Below are 20,930 nucleotides of genomic sequence, written 5' to 3' on the forward strand. Positions count from 1 at the left end.
GGTCCGCCATGCTGAATATCACCCTTCTGTGCGTGGGAAAGCTGAAGGAGCCGTTTTATACCCAGGCCGCGGCAGAATACGCCAAGCGGCTGTCGGCCTACTGCAAGCTGTCCCTTGTGGAGCTCCCCGAGGAGCGGCTGCCCAAGGACCCATCCCAGGCCCAGATCGACGCCGCCCTGGCCCGGGAGGCCGACGCCATCCGGGCCAAGCTGCCCCCCCGGTGCGGCCTCGTCGCCCTGTGCGTGGAGGGGAAGCCTCGTTCCAGCGAGGAGCTGGCCGGGCTGTTCACCGACTGGATGAACCGGGGCGAGAGCCACCTGGTGTTTCTCATTGGCGGCTCCTTCGGCCTCCATCCCTCCATCAAGGCGGAGGCCGGGCTGCGTCTGTCCATGTCCCCCATGACCTTCCCCCACCACCTGGCCCGGGTCATGCTGCTGGAGCAGGTCTACCGGGCCTTCAAGATCAACGAGGGCTCCAATTATCATAAATGAGGTGACGCTATGGACCGCAAAAATCTGTTTGTCCTGCTGATGCGCATCAGCGCGGCGGCCGGGGCCCTGCTGGGCCTGCTGACCGCCCTGTTCGACGTCAGCATCACCCCCGCCCTGCTGAGTCTGGCCGCCATGCTCCTGTTCCGCTTCCTGGCCATCCGCGCGCTGCGGCGGGAAGCCCGAGAGGCCGGTGAGTGAGATGGGCTACTGTGAACGCTGTGAGAGGGAATGCGACGGCCTGACCTGTCCCGTCTGCGGCGGTGCGCTGCTCCAGGAGGTGGACCCGGAGGCCATGCCCCCCGAGGAGGGCGGCTGGTCCTTCTCCATCCACCATCCGGACGAGGTCCCTTGGCCCCTAGGGCCCCACGGGGAACCGGAGGAGGCCGTCCGCCTGTCCAATCTGGCGGATTTTCCTTCGGTGCAGACCGTGGTGCAGGCCCGGTTTCAGGCGGCCGGCATCCCGGTGCTCACCCGCTACCCCGAGGGAGGCGGCCTAGGCAAGGTCTATCTGGGCTTTTCCGGCTATGGAGTGGACCTTTACGTCCCCAAAAGCCGGGAATCCGAGGCCCGGGCCCTGTTGCTGCACGACGAATAGCGGCGATTTCCGCCGCAGAATCATTCATATAAGGAGGAGATGTCATGTCCTACAAGGAGACTTATCTGAATTGGCTGAACAGCCCCGCCCTCAGCCAGGCCGAGAAGGCCGAGCTCCAGGCCATCGCCGGAGATGAAAAGGAGATCGAAAGCCGCTTTTTTGCCCCTCTGGAGTTCGGCACCGCCGGGCTGCGGGGCACCATGTGCGTGGGCCTGCACCAGATGAACGTCCACGTCATCCGCCACGCCACCCAGGCCTTTGCCGAGGTCATCCTGGCCGAGGGGCCGGAGAGCGCCCGGAAGGGCGTGGCCATCTGCTTCGACTGCCGCCACCACTCCGACGAGTTTGCCCGGGAGGCCGCCCGCGTCATGGCGGGCAACGGCATCCCCGTTCGCATCTTCGAATCCCTGCGCCCCACCCCGGAGCTCTCTTTCGCCATCCGGGAATACGGCTGCATCGCCGGCATCAATGTCACCGCCAGCCACAACCCCAAGGAGTACAACGGCTATAAGGTCTACTGGGAGGACGGGGCCCAGCTTCCCCCCCGCCACGCCGACGCCATCGCCCAAAAAATGGCCGAGCTCGACCTGTTCGCCAGCCCGAAGCTGGCCGACTTTGAGCAGGCCATGGCCGAGGGCCGCATCACCCGGATGGGCGCCGAGACCGACGAGGCCTTTCTGGCCCACGTCATGGGGCAGGTCAACGACCAGAGCGCCGTGGAGCGGGTGGCCGACACCTTCAAGATGGTATACACTCCCTTCCACGGCACCGGCTACCGCCTCATCCCCGAGGTGCTGCGCCGCCTGGGCATGAAGCACGTGCTCTGCGTGCCCGAGCAGATGGTCATCGACGGGGACTTCCCCACTGTGGCCTCCCCCAACCCGGAGAATCCCGAGGGCTTTCATCTGGCGGTGGCGCTGGCCGACCGGGAGGGGGCTGATTTCATCCTGGGCTCCGACCCCGACGCCGACCGGGTGGGCCTGATGGTCCGCAACCGGGAGGGCCGGTTCGTCCCCCTGTCCGGCAACCAGACCGGCGTGCTGCTGCTGGACTACCTCATCACCGCCAAGAAGCGGGCGGGCACCCTGCCCGCCAACGCCGCCGCCCTCAAGACCATCGTCACCACCGAGATGGCCCGTAAGGTGGCCGAGGTGAACGGCGTCCAGATGTTCGACACCTTCACCGGCTTCAAGTTTATGGCCGAAAAGAAAAATGCCCTGGAACAAAGCGGCGAAGGCAAGGTTCTCTTCTCCTATGAGGAGTCCTACGGCTATATGATGGGCGACTACGTCCGGGACAAGGACGCCGTCACCGCCGCCCTGGTATGCACCGAGATGGCGGCCTGGTACTATGGCCAGGGTATGACCCTGTACGACGCCATGATGGGCCTCTATGAAAAGTACGGCTGGTACGGGGAAAAGACCCTCAATCTGGTGATGCCCGGCCTGGACGGCCTGAAAAAGATGGCCACGCTGATGCAGGATCTGCGCGCCCGTCCCCTTACCGAGATCGCCGGGACGGCGGTGGTCCTCCGGAAGGACTACAGCGACGGCACCCAGACCGACGTGGCCGCCGGTACCGTGAAGGAGATGGAGCTCAAGGGCTCCAACGTGCTCAAGTACAAGCTCGCCGACGGCACCGACCTGGTGGTCCGCCCCTCCGGCACCGAGCCCAAGGTCAAGGTCTATATCCTGGCCCAGGGCGCAAGCAAGGCAGTCTGCGACGCGACGGTGGCCAAGTACGCCGCCTGGGCGGAGACCCTGAAGCGCTGACCTGGCCCGCTCCCCCGGCGAAGCTTTTCGCCGGGGGACATTTTCTTGAAAAAACCTCTTGACTTTAACAGCAAAAAGTGCTAAAGTCGTGAGCCAGAAGGAAGTGTTCTCATGCGTTCGTTCTCCGGTCATGTGTATTACGGCTCCTATTACCGTTACGATTTTTTCGGTAACGGCAATTTCTGCTGCCCATGACCGGACGTCCACGATAGGAGCATTCGTATCCTGCCGCGGCGGCCCAGTGGGCCGCCGCGGTTTCATTTTATCTGAGAAAGGATCTGTCACATTATGGTCGTCATTATGAAACGGGATTTTACCGCCGAACAGCTTCAGGAGGCCATCCAGACCATGGAGGCCGGCGGGGTCCAGGTGATGGTGTCCAAGGGCGCCGAGACCACCATCCTGGGCGCCGAGGGCAACGCCGCCGGCATCGACCAGGAGAAGATCGCCCTGCTCCCCGGCGTGGAGCGGGTCATGCGGGTCACCGAGCCCTACAAGAAGGCCAACCGTAAGTACCACCCCGACGACACGGTCATCGACCTGGGCAACGGCGCCGCCATCGGCGGCGAAAAGCTGGCCGTCATCGCCGGGCCCTGCTCGGTAGAGTCCGAGGCCCAGATCGTGGAGGTGGCCGAGGCCGTGCAGAAGAGCGGAGCCGCCGCCCTGCGGGGCGGCGCCTTCAAGCCCCGCACCTCCCCCTACTCTTTTCAGGGCATGGGCAACGACGGCATCCGTCTGCTCCAGGAGGCCAAGGCCGTCACCGGCCTGCCCATCGTCACCGAGATCATGTCCACCGACAACATCGAGATGTTTGAGATGTGCGTGGATGTGATCCAGGTGGGGGCCCGGAACATGCAGAACTTCGACCTGCTCAAGCAGCTCGGCCACACCACCAAGCCCATCCTCCTCAAGCGGGGCCTGTCCTCCACCATTGAGGAGTGGCTCATGTCCGCCGAATACATCATGGCCGGCGGCAACCATCAGGTCATCCTGTGTGAGCGCGGCATCCGCACGTTTGAGACCTTCACCCGCAACACCCTGGACCTGTCCGCCGTGCTGGCGGTGAAGAAGCTGTCCCACCTGCCGGTGGTGGTGGACCCCTCCCACGCCTGCGGCCAGGCGTGGATGGTGGAGCGTATGAGCCTGGCGGCCGTGGCGGCCGGGGCCGACGGCCTTATCATCGAGGTCCACAACGACCCCAAAAACGCCCTGTGCGACGGGGCCCAGTCCATCACCCCCGCGGATTTCGGCGGCCTGATGAGCAAGCTGGCTACGGTGGCGGCCTGCGTGGGCCGGAGCCTGTGAGATGAAAAGACAGATCGCCATCATCGGGCTGGGCCTCATCGGCGGGTCCATGGCCATGGCCCTGAGGGGCTTTGAGGACTATGAGCTGGTGGGGGTGGACCAGGACCCGGACACCTTGGCCTTCGCCGCCGCCCATGGGGTGGCTGACCGGCTGACCGACGACGCCCCGGCCGTGCTGTCCCAGGCCGACGTCGTCTACCTGTGTCTCCACCCCCGGGGCATCGTCCGCTTCCTGGAGGCCAACCGGGACCGCTTCAAGCCCGGGGCCCTGGTCACCGACGTGTGCGGCATCAAGACCGCCATCGTAGAGGGCGCGGCGGTACTGCCGGAGGCTGTGGACTTCATCGGCGGCCACCCCATGGCAGGCAGGGAGACCTCCGGCATCTTCCACGCCGACGGCGCTCTGTTCCGGGGGGCCCACTACATCATCACCCCCGGGCCCCGGAGCTGCCCATCCCATGTGGCCCTGCTGGAGCGCATCGCCAGGCACATCGGCTGCCGGGACGTGGTGAACACCACCACCCAAAAGCACGACGCCATCATCGCCTACACCAGTCAGGTCATGCACATCATGGCCGTGGCGGTATGCGACGACCCGGACCTGTTCGACTGTAAGGGCTTCGAGGGCGGCTCCTTCCGGGACTGCACCCGGGTGGCCGCCCTGGACGTCCCCCTCTGGACCGAGCTCTTTTCCATGAACGCCCCCGCCCTGTGCACCGTCATCCGCACCCTGGAGGACAACCTGCGCGCCTACCGGGAGGTCATCGAAAGCGGTGACACCCAGGCTCTGGCCGCCAAGCTGGCCTGGTCAGCCGACCGCAAACGGCACATGAATCTGGAATAAATCAGAGATTCTTAATCTTCCCTTCCTTGACTTGGACCGGCGGGAGATGATATAGTGGTCTTACATCATTGAAATGGGAGTATCTGGATGGATAAAAAGCTTTTTCGAAGCCTTCTGCTGCTCATTACCTTCACCGTGCTGCTCATCCTGGTCATCGTCAAATTTGACGTGCTGTGGGGTGCTGTGGCCAGCGTGCTCACGGTGTGCCGCCCCCTGTTCATCGGCCTGGCCATCGCCTTTGTGCTCACCAAGCCCTGCGCCTTTTTCCGCTGCCACCTGGACCGTCTGCTGGCGGGGACCGCTCTGAAAAAGGCCGTTATCCCGCTGGCGGTGACTCTGTCCTACCTGCTGCTCTTCGGCGTGGTGGCAGCCGTCTTTTCCTTTGTGCTGCCCCAGCTTGTGGGCAGCATCGGGCGCTTTGCCTCCAATCTGGAGGGCTATGTGGGGCAGGCCCAGGTCTGGATCAACGACCTCACGGCCTGGCTCCACCTGGAGGAGCTGGACCTGTCCCGGCTGGACCAGGTGCTCCGGGACCTGTTTAACAGCGCCCTCGCCGCCCTGTCCAACGCCGTGCCGCAGCTCGTCAGTCTCACCAGCAATCTGGTGTCCATCGTGGTCACCGGCGTGCTGGCCCTGGTCTTTTCTATCTACATGCTCTCGGGGAAGGACCGCCTGTTGGCCCAGTGCCGCCGGGTGCTGCGGGCCTATACGCCGCCCAAGGTCTGCCGGATGGTGCTGGAGGTCACCGCCCTGACGGCGGGCACCTTCAGCAAATTCGTCACCGGCCAGATCACCGAGGCCTGTATCCTGGGCGGACTCACCTTCGCGGGCATGGTCCTCCTGCGGCTGGACTACCCCCTTCTGATTGCCGTGCTCATCGGCGTGTCCGCCCTGGTGCCTATTGTGGGCGCTTATGTGGGGGCCTTCACCTCCGCCCTGCTGCTGGCCATGATTGATCCCATGAAGGCCGTCATCTTTCTCCTTTTCCTGGTCTGTCTCCAGCAGTTCGAGGGCAACGTCATCTATCCCCGGGTGGTGGGCACCTCCCTGGGCCTGCCCGGGATCTGGGTGCTGGCCGCCGTCACCATCGGCGGCGGGCTGTTCTCCTTCCTGGGAATGCTCCTCAGCGTCCCGGTGGCCTCCATTCTCTACACCCTGCTGCGGCAGGACGTGCGCAGACGGCTGGACGGCATGTGACCCAACGCTCGGGCGCCCGATGCGGAGTTTCTTCCGCGCCGGGCGCCCTTTCGCAAATTCTAAAGTTTTTCTGAATGCGGCAACTTTCTCTTGCCGCCGGGCGTCTAACCTTGTATACTGAGCATTGTTGACATAATTCTTGGGAGTGAACGCTGTGGCAAAGCGCATACAGAAGAAACGAAGGCCCTCCCGCCTGCGCCGGGCGGGCCGGACGCTCTACCGCACGGCGGTGGCCCTTTCGGCCCTGATCGTCGCGGGCTTCGTGGCGTGGCAGGTACTGGTGCGTCCTCCCGCGCAGAGCGCCGCCCCCCCATCCACGGCCCCCCTTCCCACCGCCTCCCAGCCCGCGGGAGAGAGCGCCGCCCCTCAGGAGCCCGCCGAGGAAACGGCTCCGCCGCCGGAGCGCCGGGCGTACACCTACACCTTCCTGCTGGCGGCCAGCGATCAGTCCAGCGGCAACGCCGACACCATCATGGTGGCCACCTACGACGTGCCCAACGCCAAGGTGGGGGTGGTCTCCATCCCCCGGGACACTCTGGTGGACCGGAAGACCCCCAAGATCAACGCGGCCTATCTGGGTAAGGACGGGGCCTCCACCCTGAAAAGCGTGGTGGCCGATCTGGTGGGCTTCCCCATCGACTACTACATCACGGTGGACATCACGGCCTTCAAGGCTCTGGTCAACGCGGTGGACGGCGTGGACTTCTACATCCCCTGCGACATGGATTATGACGACCCCACCCAGGACCTCTCCATCCACTACCAGGAGGGAATGCGGCACCTGGACGGGGCCCAGGCGCTGGAGGTGGTGCGCTTCCGCCACAACAACGACGGCAGCGGCTACACCGACGTGGGCCGGTCCCAGACCCAGCAGAAGATGCTCGCCGCCATCGCCAAAAAGGTATTTTCCCTCTCTAGCGTGACCAAGTTCAACCGCTTTGTGGATATCTTCACCAGCTATGTCAAAACCGATCTGTCCGCCAGCGACATCGCCTATTTCGCCTCCAATGCCCTATCGGTGGATCTGGCCGCCGGGCTGTCCACCGGAACCCTGCCCGGGGACGGTACCGTCACCTACCGGGGAACCAGGTGGTGCTATCGCCTCTATCCCCAGGAGTGCCTGGATCTGCTCAATCAGACCGTCAACCCCTACACCACCGACCTGACCCTGGATCGGGTCCATTTCTTTCAGGGATGAAACACGCCCCGTGAGCCGCGGCTCACGGGGCGTGTTTGGTTTCCTTACCGCTGGAATACACCGGTGGAGAGATAGCGCTCCCCGGTGTCCGGCAGAACGGCCACGATGGTCTTGTCCCGGTTCTCCGCCCGGGCCGCCAGAAGGGCGGCGGCCCGGGCGGCTGCGCCGGAGGAGATGCCCACCAGCAGCCCTTCCCGGACGGCCAGGTCCCGGGCGGCTGCGCAGGCATCGTCCCCGGGGATGGGCAGGACCTCGTCCACCAGGTCCCGGTCCAGCACAGACGGGACGAAGTTGGCTCCGATGCCCTGGATCTTATGGGCTCCCGGCTTGCCGCCGGAGAGAACCGGGGACTCAGCGGGCTCCACCGCCACCACCCGGACAGCGGGGTTCTGCTCCTTCAGGTAGCGGCCCGCCCCGGTGAGCGTGCCGCCGGTACCCACCCCCGCCACATAGATGTCCACGGTGCCCTCGGTATCCCGCCAGATCTCCGGGCCCGTGGTCTCGTAGTGGGCCCGGGCGTTGGCCGGATTGTCAAACTGGGCGGGCATCCAGGCCCCGGGCAGGGTGGCCAGCAGCTCATTGGCCTTGTCGATGGCCCCCTGCATCCCCGCAGGGCCGGGGGTGAGCACCAGCTCCGCCCCCAGGGCGGACAGCAGGCTCCGCCGCTCCGCCGACATGGTCTCGGGCATGGTAAGGATGACCCGGTAGCCCCGCAGGGCGGCGATGTAGCTCAGGCCCACGCCGGTGTTGCCGCTGGTGGGCTCCACCAGGACGGAGCCGGGCCGCAGCAGGCCCCGCGCCTCGGCGTCCCGGATCATATAGAGGGCCGCCCGGTCCTTGGCCGAGGACAGGGGATTAAAGCACTCCAGCTTGGCCAGGATTCGGGCGCCGGGCGCATAACGCTCCAGGGCCAGAAGGGGCGTATTGCCGATCAGGTCGGTGAGGATGTGGGCGATCTGCATGGTATCTCCTCCAATTCCATCGGATGTTTTCCGGGAGAAAAGCCCGTCCAATCGGCGGACGGGCTTTTTCAACGCGGTTTTTTAGAACACGGGCACCACGGCGCCGGCGTAGGTCTCGTCGATGAAGTCCTTGACCTCCTGGCTGGTCAGGGCCGCGGCCAGGGCCTGGATGGCAGGGCTGTCCTCGTTGCCCTCCTTGACGGCAAGGACGTTGACGTAGGCGGTGGCAGCCTCGCCGTCGGCGGCCTCAATGGCCACGGCGTCGGCCACCTTCAGCCCGGCGTCAATGGCGTAGTTGCCATTGATCACGGCCATGTCCACGTCGGCCAGACGGACGGGAAGCTGGTTGGCTTCCAGCTCCACGATGTCCAGGTTCTTGGGGTTCTCAGCGATGTCGGCCTTGGTGGCGGTGATGCCGGCACCCTCCTTCAGGGTGATGAGCCCCTCCTGCTCCAGCAGCAGCAGCGCCCGGGCCTCGTTGGTGGTGTCGTTGGGCACCGCGATCTGGGCGCCGTCAGCCAGGTCGGCAATGGAAGCGGTCTTGCCGGCATAAAGGCCGAAGGGTTCGTAGTGGACATCGGCGGCGCTGACCAGATGGGTGCTGTCACTGACGTTAAACTCATTCATGTAGGTGACGTGCTGGAAGTAGTTGGCGTCCAGCTCGCCGCTCTCCACGGCCAGGTTGGGCTGGATATAGTCGTTGAACTCCACGATCTCCAGGGTGATGCCCTGCTCGGCCAGGAGACCCTTGACCACCTCCAGGATCTCGGCGTGGGGGGCGGGGGTGGCGCCCACCTTCAGGACAGTACCCTCCAGGGGGTTGGACGCAGCGGGCGCGGAGGGCTCCACGGGGGCGCTGGAGGCGGGCGCGCTGGCGGAGGGGGAGGGACTGGCGGTGTTCCCGCCGCCACAGCCGGCCAGAAGAGCGCAGGCCAGCGCGCCGGTCAGGAGCAGAGAGACAAACTTTTTCATGATACATTCTCCTTTTCCTTCAAACTGAAGTGATTTGAACTATGTGAGCCGCCGGAGCGGGATTCACCAAAAGAAAACGTCCTTGACGTGCCGAAAGACACATCAAGGACGAAAGCAAACGCTTCGTGGTACCACCTTGCTTCGCCCGGACCTCGCGGCCAGGGCCTTAGAGCGTACAGGACAGACCGATACGCCAGCGCGATCACGGGCGCTTCCCGTCGCAGCCTGTGCCTTTCGGCAGTCGGTGCGCAGCTCCAAGACCATGTTCAGCGCGGCCTTCCGTACCCCTTCCCACCAGCCGGGGCTCTCTGCAACGTATCTCCGTGCCTACTCTTCTCTTCCTTGCCTTTGTTGAGCGGTATTCGATTGTTTAATAGTTTAATCCAGGCACCACCCGCTCGTCAAGTGGGAATTTTGCTCACATAGTGCCTGGAATCTTGCGCTCCTTTTGTATATTCTGTCCAGTCTCTTTGCGCCGACGCCTCTTTCCGCCGGGGCCGATCCGGCGGTCGAACCGGACCGCCAGGCAAGTGCCGACGGACTGGAAGATCTGCACCAGGATGACCAGCACCACCACCGAGACCCAGAGGATGATGTTCATGCGGCGCTGGTAGCCCAGATTCAGCGCCATGGAGCCCAGTCCGCCGCCGCCGATGGCGCCGGCCATGGCGCCGTAGCTGAGGATGGTGATAAACGCAGTGGTAAAGCCGGAGATGAGGGAAGGGCGGCTTTCCGGGATCATCACCTTGGCGATGATTTGCAGAGGGGAACAGCCCATGGATTGAGCGGCCTCCACCACCCCCTTGTCCACCTCGCGGATGGACGCCTCCACCAGACGGGCCACGAAGGGGAAGGCGGCCACGATGAGGGGGATAATTGTAGCCACCGTGCCGATGCTGGTACCCAAAATCACCCGGGACAGGGGGATGACCAGCACCATCAGGATCAGAAAGGGCACCGAGCGCAGGATGTTGATGATCACGTTGAGGGCGCTCATGACGGGCCGAGGCAGGGGCCGCACGCCCCCCTCCTCCCCTGCCACCATCAGCACACCCAGGGGCAGGCCGATGACGTAGGCAAAAAAGGTGGCGATGACAGTGACGTAGCAGGTCTCCCAGATGGCGAACAGCAGGCCGTCCTTGCCCAAGGACAGCAGGCGGACCACCTCCGGATTTTGCAGCAGCTCACGCATGGTAGTCGCGCACCTCCTCCACCGTGACATCCTTCTGGGCCCTGAGATAGCTCAGAGCTCTGGCGGCCTCCGCCGCGTCCTGGGGCAAGCCCAGCAGCATGGAGCCAAAGGCCTTGCCGCTCACGTTGCGGGTGTCAGCCCCCAAAATGTTGACTTTAACCCCGCAGTCAATGGCCAGCGAGGCGATGAGCGGCTCATAGGAGGAACCGCCGTTGAAGGCGATGCGCACCACGTTGGCCGCGGGGAACTGGTCGATATGGGCCCCCTCGGGGTAAACCAGCCGCCGGCCCGCCTCGGTCTTGGGGTTGGAAAAGACCTCCTCCACCGTGCCGGTCTCCACCATACGGCCGTGCTCCAGGATGGCCACATGGGTGCAGATCTCTTCCACCACCGCCATCTCATGGGTGATGACGATGACGGTGATGCCCAGGCGCCGGTTGATGTCCTGGATGAGCCGGAGGATGGCCCGGGTGGTGGTGGGGTCCAGGGCGGAGGTGGCCTCGTCGCACAGCAGCACCTTGGGATCGGAGGCCAGGGCCCGGGCGATGGCGATGCGCTGCTTCTGCCCGCCCGAGAGCTGCACCGGATAGGCGTCCGCCTTGTCGGGCAGGCCCACGATGTCCAGCAGCTCCAGAGCCCGCTTGCGGGCCTGGGCCGCCGGGACGCCGGCGATCTCCATGGGGAAGCAGATGTTCTTCAGACAGGTGCGCTGCATCAGCAAATTAAATTGCTGAAAGATCATGCTGATGGAGCGCCGGGCCTGACGGAGCTGGGTGGGCGTCATCTGGCACATGTCCAGCGGGCCGGTCCCTCCGCCGTCCACTAGGCCGTCCACCAGGACCTGACCGGAGGTGGGCTTCTCCAGCAGATTGATGCACCGGACCAGGGTGGACTTGCCCGCGCCGGACATGCCCACGATCCCAAAAATGTCTCCGGTCCGGATGGTCAGGCTGATGTCCTCCAGGGCGTGGAGCTCTCCCTCGCCGGTATGGAAGGTTTTTGACAGGTGTTTGAGCTCGATCACGGAAACGATCTCCTTCTGGGACTGTTTTTCCAAACAATTCCCATTTTTTCTGGGCAAAGCCCGGAATTTCATGCATAGTTCATTCTATGACAAGAGGTCGCGCCTGTCAAGGAGAAAAGCCCGGAACACTCAGTGGCAGGAACAGCAGGAGCCGTGCTCTCCGTCCTCACAGGGCAGTCGGAGGGATTCCGGCACCGGCCTGCCCTGCCGCCGGTAGTAGTCGGCCAGCGCAGCCTTGATGGCCTCCTCCGCCAGCACCGAGCAGTGCATCTTATAGGCGGGCAGGCCGTCCAGCGCCTCGGCCACCGCGGCGTTGGTCAGGGTCATGGCCTCCTCGATGGGCTTGCCCTTGATGAGCTCGGTGGCCATGGAGGAGGTGGCGATGGCCGAGCCGCAGCCGAAGGTCTTGAACTTCACGTCGGTGATGACGCCGTCGTCAATCTTCAGGTACATCTTCATAATATCGCCGCACTTGGGGTTGCCCACCTGGCCCACCCCGTCGGCGTTCTCGATCTCCCCCACATTCCGGGGATGCTCAAAGTGATCCATTACCTTTTCTGTATAAAGCATGAGGAATTCTCCTTTCTGTATTCAAGCTCTCAGGCGGTCAGGTCCCAGGTGGGCCGCTGCGCGGCCTTGTCCCACACGGGGGACATCTCCCGCAGGTAGCTCACCACGGCGGGGACCTCCTTCAGCAGGTAGTCCACATCCGCCTCGGTGTTGTCCGCCCCCAGGCTCAGACGCAGGGAGCCGTGGGCCACCGCATGAGGCAGACCGATGGACAGCAGCACATGGGAGGGGTCCAGGGAGGCGGAGGAGCAGGCCGAACCGGAGGAGGCGCAGATGCCCTTGGCGTCCAGGTGGAGCAGCAGGGCCTCCCCCTCCACCCCTTCAAAGACAAAGGAGGCGGTGCCCGGCAGGCGGTTCACCGGGTCGCCAGTGAGACGGGAGCAGGGGATCTGGGTCAGGCCCTGGATCAGCCGGTCCCGCAGGGCAGTCAGCCGGGCGGACTCGTCCTCCAGCCGGGCCACGGACTCCTTCAGCGCAACGGCCATGCCCGCCGCTCCAGCCACGTTCTCCGTGCCCGACCGGCGGCCCTTCTCCTGGCCGCCGCCATGGATGAGGGGCGGCAGGCGCAGGGGCTTGCGCATATACAGGGCCCCGATGCCTCGGGGACCGCCGAACTTGTGGCCGGACAGGCTGAGCAGGTCGCAGCTCCAGGCCTCCACATCCACGGGGATGTGGCCCACCGCCTGCACCGCGTCAACGTGGAACAGCACCCCGGCGGCCCGGGCAATGGCTCCGATCTCGGCCACGGGCTCAATGGTGCCGATCTCATTGTTGGCAGCCATCACAGAGATCAGGATGGTATCGGGCCGGAGGGCGGCCTGCACCGCCGCCGGGTCCACCCGGCCCTGGGCGTCCACCGGCAGGTAGGTCACCTCATAGCCCTGCTTTTCCAGGTACTGGGCCGTGTGGAGGATGGCGTGGTGCTCGATGGCGGAGGTAATGATGTGCCTGCCCTTCTTCTGACGGAGCTCCGCCACCCCGCGCAGGGCCCAGTTGTCGGCCTCGGTGCCGCAGGAGGTGAAATAGAGCTCCTCCGGCCGGGCGTTCAGACAGGCGGCGATGTCCGCCCGGGCGGCTTCCAAATCGGCCTTGGCCTGCTGACCAAAGGAGTAGAGACTGGAGGGATTGCCATAAGCCTCCTGCAGATGGGGCATCATAGCGGCCAGCGCTCCGGGGGAAAGCCGGGTGGTGGCGGCATGATCGGCATAGAGAAAACGGGACATAGGATCGACTCCTTCCGAAAACTTTTTAATTCCCTTATTCATATCTGTTTACTAGGATTATAGGCCGGAATCGCTGGCTTGTCAAGGGCGTTTTTGAAACTCTGTATCAAAAATGGGCCCGGCATCCAAATGGCCGGGCCCATACACGGTTACGGATTGGCTTGGTCCTGGGTCTTTTGGTGATACTGCTCCACCAGGTCGCGCAGGGTGATGTGGTCCACCACGGAGGACACCGCTTCCTGGATCTGCCGCCAAACGTCCACGGTGACGCAATGGTCCACCCGGTCGCAGCAGTCGCTGCCGTCCACACAGCTCACCGGCGCCAGGCTCCCCTCTAGCGGGCGGAGAATCTCCCCCACCGTATAGCTGCCCGGGTCCCGGGTCAGCAGGTAACCCCCGCCCGCCCCCCGGACGCTCCGCACCAGACCGGCGCGAGAGAGTGAGGTCACAATCTGCTCCAGATATTTGTCCGAAATGCCCTGACGCTTGGCCACGTCCCGCAGCGAGACGGGCTGGCCGTCGTTCGACAGGGCCAGGTCCAGCATCAGCCGCAGGGCATACCGCCCTTTCGTGGAAATTTTCATGGCACGCCCTCCTTCTTTTCTCCTTATAATACCACCGAGAAGGTAGGATTTCAAGCAGGAAAAGCGGTTTTGCGGAAAATCCCAGCCTGGACTTATGGCTCGGTGCGAAAACGGTAGACGGTGCGCTGGCGGTAGGTCTCTCCCGCCCGCAGGACCGGCGATGGAAAGCTCAATTGGTTGACTGCATCTGGAAAATACTGGGTTTCCAGGCATACGGCATGGCGGGGGCCGTAAAGGGCACCACCTTTCCCCCTTCGCTCCCCCAGAAAACCGGCGGTATAGACCTGTACCCCGGGCAGGGTGGTCTCCAGCTCCAGCGCCACGCCGGTCTCCGGGCTGGAAAGGACGGCGGCGGGCCCCGTCGCCGGGCTGCGCAGCACAAAATTATGGTCAAGGCCCCGGGTCCCGGCCAGAAAGGGGTGGTCCAGCCGGTCTCCCAGCCGGGCGGGGGAGCGCAGGTCCAGGGGGGTCCCCGCCACGGAGGCAAGCGCCCCGGTGGGGATATTGCCCGGCCCACAGAGGGTGTAACGGTCGGCCGCCAGCGTGAGGATCTGGCCGTCCACCGGCCCGCTGTCGTGGCCCGCAAGATTGAAGTAGGTGTGGTTGGTCAGGTTCACCACGGTGGTCTTGTCACTGACCGCCCGGTAGTCGATGGTCAGCGCGGCGTTTTCCAGGGTATAGGTCACCTCCACCCGGAGGTTTCCGGGGAAGCCTTCCTCTCCATCCGGGGACTCCAGGGAAAAAGCCACGCTGTTTCCCCGGCAGGCAAAGCGCCACAGCTTCTGATGGAAGCCTTCCGCGCCGCCGTGGAGGCTGTTCGTCCCCTCGTTGGCCGTCACCTGGTACTCCCGGCCGTCGATGGTGAACCGGGCCCCGCCGATGCGGTTGGCGCACCGGCCAATGGTGGCGCCCAAGCAGGCGTCCAGAGTCCGGTAGCAGTCCAGATCGTCATAACCCAGGCAGATGTCCGTGGGCTGCCCCGCCCGGTCCGGCACCCACAGGCTGCGGACCGCCGCGCCCAGGGGAAGAAGCTCCGCCGTGCACACCCCATCCGACAGGCGGATCACCGGCACATCCTGGCCGTTCACCGCCCCGAATGGCTTTACCTCATACATCCCTCAGCCCTCGTAGCCGTCCGGATGGCTCTGGTGCCAGGCCCAGGCGTCGGCGATGATCTGTTCCAGACCCCGGGTGGGCTTCCAGCCCAGCACCTGGGCGGCCTTGGCATTGGAGGCGATGAGCACCGACGGGTCCCCCGCCCGGCGGGGCTCGATTTTGGCGGGGATGGCCCGGCCGGTGACCTTTTGGGCCGTCTCCACGATCTCCTTCACCGAGAAGCCGTCGCCGCTGCCCAGGTTGAATACGCCGCTCTCTCCGGTCCGTTCCAGGTGCTCCAGGGCCAGCAGGTGGGCCTCCACCAGGTCCCGGACATGGATGTAATCCCGGATGCAGGTGCCGTCGGGGGTGGGGTAGTCGTCACCGAAGATGCCCACGTGGCTCCGCTTTCCCAGCGCAGCCTGGAGCACGATGGGGATGAGGTGGGTCTCGGGGTGGTGGTCCTCCCCGATGCCGGCGTCGGGGTTGGACCCGGCGGCGTTGAAGTAGCGCAGGGCGGCATAGTGGATGCCGTAGGCCCGGTCGCACCATTTGAGCATCCCCTCGATGGCCAGCTTGCTGGCCCCGTAGGGATTGGTGGGGTCGGTGCGGTCGGTCTCCTCAATGGGCTGCTTCTCCGGCTCGCCGTAGGTGGCGGCGGTGGAGGAAAAGACGATCTTGTCCACGCCGTGGTTCTTCATGGTCTGGAGCATGGTCTGGGCTCCCGCCACATTGTTGCCATAGTACTTGAGGGGATCGGTGACGCTCTCCCCCACCAGGGAATAGGCGGCGAAGTTGATGACCCCGTCGATGTCGAACTCGGTGAACACCCGGTTCAGGAAGGCGGCGTCCCGCACGTCCCCCACCCGGAGTCTGGCCCCCTTCACCGCCTGCCAGTGGCCGGTGCACAGGTTGTCCGCCACCACCACGTCATAGCCCTTCTCCACCAGCAGCGCCACCATGTGGCTGCCGATATAGCCGGCCCCGCCGGCCACCAGAATGGTTTTCATAAGCTGCCTCCTTTTCGCGTCATCTGACGCTGTCAATAAACCGCAGGAAGGCGTCGCGCCCCTGCTGCGTACACTTGTAGACCCCCGCGTGCTCCAGCACGGCGGCAAATACCTGTCCGATCTCCTGCTCCAGAATACCCGTGACATTCTCCCGGGTGAAGGCGTACCGCGTTTGCAGCTCCTCCGCCCAGTCGGCGTGCTTGGCCAGGGCCTCGTCGGCCCGGAGGTCGCCGCCGCTCACCAGCACGTCGGCCAGCGCCGCCATCTCCCCCTTCAGCCGGGCGGGCAGCACCGCCAGCCCCATCACCTCAATGAGACCGATGTTCTCCTTCTTGATGTGGTGGAGCTCCGGGTGGGGGTGATAGACACCCAGGGGATACTCCGCTGTGGTGATGTTGTTGCGCAGCACCAGATCCAGCTCGAACTGTCCCTCCCGCATCCGGGCGATGGGGGAAATGGTGTTGTGGGGCTCGCCGTCCGTCTCAGCAAAAACAAAGGCGTCGGCGTCGGTGTAGCCCCGCCAGGCGGTCAGCACCCGGTCGGCCAGGTCCACCAGCCGTCCGTCGTCGGCGCAGCGCAGGCGGAGCACCGACATGGGCCACTTGACGATGCCCGCCTCCACATCGGCGTAGCCGGGGAAGGAGACGGCCCGCTCCACCGGGGCCTTCTCCATGGCGAAGGTATACCGCCCGCCCTGGAAGTGGTCGTGGCTGAGGATGGAGCCGCCCACGATGGGCAGGTCGGCGTTGGAGCCCACAAAGTAGTGGGGGAACCGCTTGACGAAGTCCAGCAGCTTCCGGAAGGCGGAGCGGTCGATCTTCATGGGGACATGGCGGCTGTTGAGGGCGATGCAGTGCTCGTTGTAGTAAACATAGGGGGAGTACTGCAAAAACCAGGGCTGGCCGTCGATGGTGATGGGGATGACGCGGTGGTTCTGCCGGGCGGGGTGGTCCATGCGTCCGGCGTAGCCCTCGTTCTCCCGGCAGAGCTGGCACTTGGGGTAGCCCCCTTGGGGGGCCGCCTTGGCGGCGGCGATGGCTCGGGGGTCCTTCTCCGGCTTGGACAGGTTGATGGTGATGTCCAGGTCGCCATAGGAGGTGGGTGTGACCCATTTCCGGTCCCGGGCGATGCGGTAGCGCCGGATATAGTCGGTGTCCTGGCTGAAGCGATAGTACCAGTCGGTGGCCTCCCGGGGCGAGCGGGCATACTTCTCCTCAAAGGTACGGATGACCTGGGAGGGGCGGGGGGTCAGGCGGCCCATCAGCTCGGCGTCGAACAGGTCCCGGCTGGTGACGCCGTCCTCAAGGATCCCCTGGGCCACGGCGTAGTCCAGCAGCTCCCCCAGGATGGCCTCCAGGGGGCGCGCCTCGACCGTCTCCGGCGCTTCAAAGGTCTTTTTGCCCAGAGCATCCAGCAGGCGGTTGACGGCCCAAACCCGGTCGGTCTCCTCGATGAGGCCGGTGCGGACGGCGTAATCGGCCAGAGCGGCCACAGCGTTGTCGATCATCTCTCCGTCCCCCCTTACGCCAGCCGCACACCGCCCGCCGGGCGGATGGACAGGACATGACAGCTCCCGGCGCCCAGCACGGCCTCCGTCCGGGTCTGGAACTCTGCCAACAGGTCCGCCGGCACAAAGGCCTGGACCGTGCCGCCGAAGCCGCCGCCGTGGACCCGGACGGCCCCTTTGCCGTTCAGGATGCGCTCGCACAGGGCGATGGCGAGCAGCAGCTCCTGATGGGTGGTCTGGCCGGTGGGGACCACGTTCTGGAGGTAGAGGGCGGAGGACCGGCCCGAGTCCCGCACCAGGGCCAGGAAGGCGTCGAAGTCACCGTCCTTCAGCGCCTGGGCCTGCGCCCCGGCCCGCCGGTTCTCGGCGTAGCAGTGGAAGGCCCGGAGGACCGCCCGGTCTCCCGCCGCCACACGCACCCGGGGCAGGTCGGCCAGGAAGGCCTCCTCGGGCACCTCCCGCAGGACCTCCTTGCCGAAGCAGCGGCACACCGCCCCCAACTCGGCGGTGATGGCGGCGTATTCCGCCGTCAGGTCGGCGTGGCCCGCCCCCGAGTCCAGGATGCACAGGGCGTGGCCGGTGGCGGCAAAATCCAGGGGGATCTGCTCCACCTGAGGCCGGGCCGGGTCGGCAAAGTCGATGGCTACCACGCCCCCCACCGAGGAGGCGGTCTGGTCCATCAGGCCGCAGGGCTTGCCGAAGTAGACGTTTTCCGCGTACTGACCGATCTGGGCGATCTCCACGAGGGAGCACCGGCCGGGCCAGAACAGCCCGCTCAGCATGGCGCCCACCAGCACCTCAAAGGCAGCGGAGGAGCTCAGGCCGCTGCCGCCGGGCACATTGGAGACCACATAGGCGTCCAGGCCCGCCCCCTGCAGGGGACAGCCCAGGGCGGCCAGGCGGGCGGCCACGCCCCGGATCAGGGCCGCGGAGGTGTTGGCCTCCTCCGGCCGGGGGGACAGCTCCGCCAGGTCCACCACCAGGAGGGGATACCCCTCGGACTGGACCCGGATCATGCCGCTCTGGTTGGGGGCGGCGGCGGCCAGCACATCCAGGTCCACGGCGGCGGCCAGCACCCGGCCGTGCTGGTGGTCAGTGTGGTTGCCCCCCAGCTCGGTGCGGCCGGGGGCGCTGAACAGGGCCTCCGGCCGGCTGCCGAAGGTCTTGGCATAGCGGTCCAGCACCCCGGCGCAGCGGGCGCGGACCGCCTCCAGGCGCGGCGCTCCATAGAGCCGGACCAGAGTCCCGTCCAGCTCCCCGGCGGTCAGCCGCGCTTCCAGCGTCCGATGTTCGTTCATTCGGATCTCCTCCTGTCTGTTTGTCTCTATCCTATCAAGTCTAGGCCGGAAATGCCATTCACTCCCGTCGCTTTTCCATGGATTTTAGTTGCATCCTTCCTCCACATCCTGTATGCTGTTGGTAAGAATGCAGCAGGGAGGGATGGCGGATATGGCGCAGGGCTTCAAGCACTCCTTCAAGGCGGCGGACCGGGCGGAGCTGCCGCTGGTGGTCTACAATTCCGGGTTTCAAAAGTGTGCGCCGGGCTACGCCTGGGGTCCCGGCGTCCGGGACCACTATCTGATCCACTATGTGGTCTCCGGCCGGGGGACGCTGGAGCTGGAGGGCAGGACTTTCGTCCTGGGGCCGGGGGACGCCTTCCTCATCCGCCCCGACGTGCCGGCCCGCTACGCCGCGGCGGCCTCCGACCCCTGGGAGTATTACTGGGTGGGCTTTGCCGGGGTGAGCGCCGGGCTGTTCCTGGCCCAGACTGGCTTTGCCGGCGGGAGCTCCGTGTGCGCCCTGGCCGAGGGGGACCGCTTCCGGCGCTCCCTGTTGGAGATCTACAAGGCCCGTGGGAGCGGCTACCCCAGCGCCGTGCGCATGGCGGGTTATCTTCAGGCCGCCCTGGGCCTGCTGATGGAGGCCACGCCCCCCAGTGGGGAGGAGGCCCTGGCCCTCTACGCCCGGCATGGGGCGGAGTTCATCCACCAGAACTACTCCCGCGGCCTCACCATAGAAGAGGTGGCCCGTCAGGTGGGCGTGAGCCGGAGCTATCTCTACCGGGCCTTCCGGGCCGAGTTCGCCTGCTCCCCCAGCGACTACCTGGCCCGCTGTCGCATCCGGCGGGCCTGTCAGCTCCTGCGCCACAGCACCCTCAGCGTGGGCGCCGTGGCCAACTCGGTGGGATTCGAAGATCACTTCTATTTTTCCCGGACCTTCCGCCGGATTACCGGAGTCTCCCCCACGGCCTACCGGACCCAGCGCTCTTGAAAAAGGTCCCCCGGAAGCGCGCTTCCGGGGGACCTTTCCGCCCGTTTCAGGGACTTCGGAAGTCCGCAAGGTTGTCCTGGGTGACTGTGGCATAGGACAGCCAGACATATTTGCCGTCGGTCAGCTCCACCGCTCCTTCCGGCTTTTCGCCGCAGGCCAGCGCGCAGGCTAGCTCCACCAGGGCGCGGGCCTGCCCTGCGGCGTCGTTCTGGACGGTGCCCTTCAGGGCCCCCTCCTCCATCGCGTCCAGAGCCGGAGGGGTGGCGTCCACCCCCACGATAAAGGGCAGCTCCTCCGCCGTCAGCCCGGCGTCCAGGCAGGCGTCGATGGCTCCCAGGGCCATGTCGTCGTTGTTGGCAAAGACCGCTTCGATCTGTCCGCCGAACTCCTCCAGCCAGAGCTGCATCCGGGCGGCGGCCTGGCCACGCTGCCAGTTTGCCGTGTCATTGGCCAGCTTCTCCGTGGCCACTCCCGCCTGGGTCAGGGTCTTGACGCTGTACTCCGTGCGCAGCAGGGCGTCCTGGTGGCCGGGCTCCCCCTCCAGCATCACATATTGCAGCACGCCGTCCCCGCTGCGGTCCAGCCCGGCGGGGTCGGCCCTCCAGGCGTCCAGGACGATGCCGCCCTGGAGTTGCCCGGACTGGGCCCCGTCGGAGCCCACATAATAGGCCCCATTCCACCGGGCCAGGTCCTCCTCCACTGGCTCCCGGTTGAAGAAGAGGACGGGCACCCCTGCGGCCTGGGCCTTGTCAATGATGACGGCCGCCGCCGTCCGGTCCACAATGTTGACGCAGATCACGTCATAGCCCTGAGACAGGAAGCGGTCCACCTGCTCGTTCTGGGCCGACTGACTGCCCCGGCCGTCGGCCACGTTCAGATTGAGCTTGATGTCCCGGGCCTGCTCCTCCTCCCGGGCAAACTGCTCCAGATGCTGCACCACAGTGGAGATGAAGGTGTCGTCCTGCTGATAGAGGGCCACCCCGATGCGGACGGTGACGGGCCCCTCCCGGCTGGAGCCGGAGCAGCCCGCCAGCAGGAGCAGAGCCAGCAGGAGCAGGCCGGCGGTCCGCCGGCGCCATGCGCGGTATTCCATTCGGGCCTCCTTCCATGTTTGGAAG

The 20,930-nt window shown here is 65.5% G+C and carries 21 protein-coding genes; 9 read left to right on the top strand and 12 right to left on the bottom strand.

Annotation, left to right across the window (positions count from 1 at the left end):
- The first annotated feature begins 8 nt into the window (after positions 1 to 8).
- From rlmH to BN2154_RS01735, 8 genes are all read left to right on the top strand, one after another.
- Positions 9 to 491, top strand: coding sequence for a 23S rRNA (pseudouridine(1915)-N(3))-methyltransferase RlmH (gene rlmH / locus BN2154_RS01700; protein ID WP_050617144.1), 483 nt, complete (start codon positions 9 to 11; stop codon positions 489 to 491).
- A 9-nt stretch (positions 492 to 500) separates the two neighbouring features.
- Positions 501 to 689, top strand: a complete 189-nt coding sequence (locus tag BN2154_RS01705) for a hypothetical protein (RefSeq protein ID WP_050617145.1) — start codon at positions 501 to 503, stop codon at positions 687 to 689.
- 1 nt (position 690) lies between these two features.
- Positions 691 to 1,086 (top strand): hypothetical protein, encoded by a 396-nt coding sequence (locus BN2154_RS01710; protein ID WP_050617146.1) that lies wholly within the window; start codon positions 691 to 693, stop codon positions 1,084 to 1,086.
- Between the two features lie 44 nt (positions 1,087 to 1,130).
- Entirely contained in the window at positions 1,131 to 2,858 is a 1,728-nt protein-coding gene (locus tag BN2154_RS01715; RefSeq protein WP_050617147.1) for a phospho-sugar mutase, read from the top strand.
- Positions 2,859 to 3,146: 288 nt separating this feature from the next.
- Positions 3,147 to 4,163 (top strand): 3-deoxy-7-phosphoheptulonate synthase, encoded by a 1,017-nt coding sequence (aroF, locus tag BN2154_RS01720; RefSeq protein WP_050617148.1) that lies wholly within the window; start codon positions 3,147 to 3,149, stop codon positions 4,161 to 4,163.
- Position 4,164: 1 nt separating this feature from the next.
- Positions 4,165 to 5,007, top strand: coding sequence for a prephenate dehydrogenase (locus tag BN2154_RS01725; protein WP_050617149.1), 843 nt, complete (start codon positions 4,165 to 4,167; stop codon positions 5,005 to 5,007).
- Between the two features lie 87 nt (positions 5,008 to 5,094).
- Positions 5,095 to 6,204 (top strand): AI-2E family transporter, encoded by a 1,110-nt coding sequence (locus BN2154_RS01730; RefSeq protein WP_050617150.1) that lies wholly within the window; start codon positions 5,095 to 5,097, stop codon positions 6,202 to 6,204.
- A gap of 154 nt (positions 6,205 to 6,358) precedes the next feature.
- Positions 6,359 to 7,402 (top strand): LCP family protein, encoded by a 1,044-nt coding sequence (locus tag BN2154_RS01735; protein WP_050617151.1) that lies wholly within the window; start codon positions 6,359 to 6,361, stop codon positions 7,400 to 7,402.
- Between the two features lie 44 nt (positions 7,403 to 7,446).
- Here BN2154_RS01735 and cysK read toward each other — a convergent pair whose 3' ends face one another.
- The 11 genes from cysK to BN2154_RS01790 all read right to left on the bottom strand — a co-directional run bounded on the left by cysK (position 7,447) and on the right by BN2154_RS01790 (position 18,839).
- Positions 7,447 to 8,364 carry a cysteine synthase A gene (cysK, locus tag BN2154_RS01740; RefSeq protein ID WP_050617152.1) on the bottom strand — a complete coding sequence of 306 codons (918 nt, stop codon included), beginning with the start codon at positions 8,362 to 8,364 and terminating at the stop codon, positions 7,447 to 7,449.
- 81 nt (positions 8,365 to 8,445) lie between these two features.
- Positions 8,446 to 9,336, bottom strand: a complete 891-nt coding sequence (locus tag BN2154_RS01745; protein ID WP_050617153.1) for a MetQ/NlpA family ABC transporter substrate-binding protein — start codon at positions 9,334 to 9,336, stop codon at positions 8,446 to 8,448.
- A 418-nt stretch (positions 9,337 to 9,754) separates the two neighbouring features.
- Entirely contained in the window at positions 9,755 to 10,528 is a 774-nt protein-coding gene (locus BN2154_RS01750) for a methionine ABC transporter permease (RefSeq protein ID WP_050617154.1), read from the bottom strand.
- Positions 10,521 to 11,552, bottom strand: a complete 1,032-nt coding sequence (locus BN2154_RS01755; RefSeq protein WP_050617590.1) for a methionine ABC transporter ATP-binding protein — start codon at positions 11,550 to 11,552, stop codon at positions 10,521 to 10,523. The genes BN2154_RS01750 and BN2154_RS01755 overlap by 8 nt, the downstream gene beginning before the upstream one ends.
- A 129-nt stretch (positions 11,553 to 11,681) precedes the next feature.
- Positions 11,682 to 12,122, bottom strand: coding sequence for a Fe-S cluster assembly scaffold protein NifU (nifU, locus tag BN2154_RS01760; protein ID WP_050617155.1), 441 nt, complete (start codon positions 12,120 to 12,122; stop codon positions 11,682 to 11,684).
- 29 nt (positions 12,123 to 12,151) lie between these two features.
- Positions 12,152 to 13,345, bottom strand: a complete 1,194-nt coding sequence (nifS, locus tag BN2154_RS01765) for a cysteine desulfurase NifS (protein WP_050617156.1) — start codon at positions 13,343 to 13,345, stop codon at positions 12,152 to 12,154.
- A 149-nt stretch (positions 13,346 to 13,494) separates the two neighbouring features.
- Positions 13,495 to 13,929, bottom strand: a complete 435-nt coding sequence (locus tag BN2154_RS01770; RefSeq protein ID WP_050617157.1) for an RrF2 family transcriptional regulator — start codon at positions 13,927 to 13,929, stop codon at positions 13,495 to 13,497.
- A 92-nt stretch (positions 13,930 to 14,021) separates the two neighbouring features.
- On the bottom strand, positions 14,022 to 15,044 hold the full coding sequence (locus BN2154_RS01775) for an aldose epimerase family protein (protein WP_050617158.1): 1,023 nt from the start codon (positions 15,042 to 15,044) through the stop codon (positions 14,022 to 14,024).
- 3 nt (positions 15,045 to 15,047) lie between these two features.
- Complete coding sequence (gene galE / locus BN2154_RS01780; RefSeq protein WP_050617159.1) at positions 15,048 to 16,034, bottom strand: UDP-glucose 4-epimerase GalE; 987 nt, start codon at positions 16,032 to 16,034, stop codon at positions 15,048 to 15,050.
- Between the two features lie 19 nt (positions 16,035 to 16,053).
- Entirely contained in the window at positions 16,054 to 17,541 is a 1,488-nt protein-coding gene (gene galT, locus BN2154_RS01785) for a UDP-glucose--hexose-1-phosphate uridylyltransferase (RefSeq protein WP_094762307.1), read from the bottom strand.
- 14 nt (positions 17,542 to 17,555) lie between these two features.
- Positions 17,556 to 18,839: a galactokinase gene (locus BN2154_RS01790; protein ID WP_050617160.1), complete on the bottom strand. Its 1,284-nt coding sequence runs from the start codon at positions 18,837 to 18,839 to the stop codon at positions 17,556 to 17,558.
- A 151-nt stretch (positions 18,840 to 18,990) separates the two neighbouring features.
- Between BN2154_RS01790 and BN2154_RS01795 the strand changes: the two genes are divergently transcribed.
- Complete coding sequence (locus BN2154_RS01795) at positions 18,991 to 19,812, top strand: AraC family transcriptional regulator (protein WP_195892294.1); 822 nt, start codon at positions 18,991 to 18,993, stop codon at positions 19,810 to 19,812.
- 46 nt (positions 19,813 to 19,858) lie between these two features.
- Here the strand turns inward: BN2154_RS01795 and BN2154_RS01800 are convergent, their stop codons facing one another.
- Positions 19,859 to 20,905, bottom strand: a complete 1,047-nt coding sequence (locus BN2154_RS01800; protein WP_050617162.1) for a galactose ABC transporter substrate-binding protein — start codon at positions 20,903 to 20,905, stop codon at positions 19,859 to 19,861.
- Positions 20,906 to 20,930 lie beyond the last annotated feature (25 nt).

This window comes from Intestinimonas massiliensis (ex Afouda et al. 2020) (assembly GCF_001244995.1).
Classification (GTDB): domain Bacteria; phylum Bacillota; class Clostridia; order Oscillospirales; family Oscillospiraceae; genus Intestinimonas; species Intestinimonas massiliensis.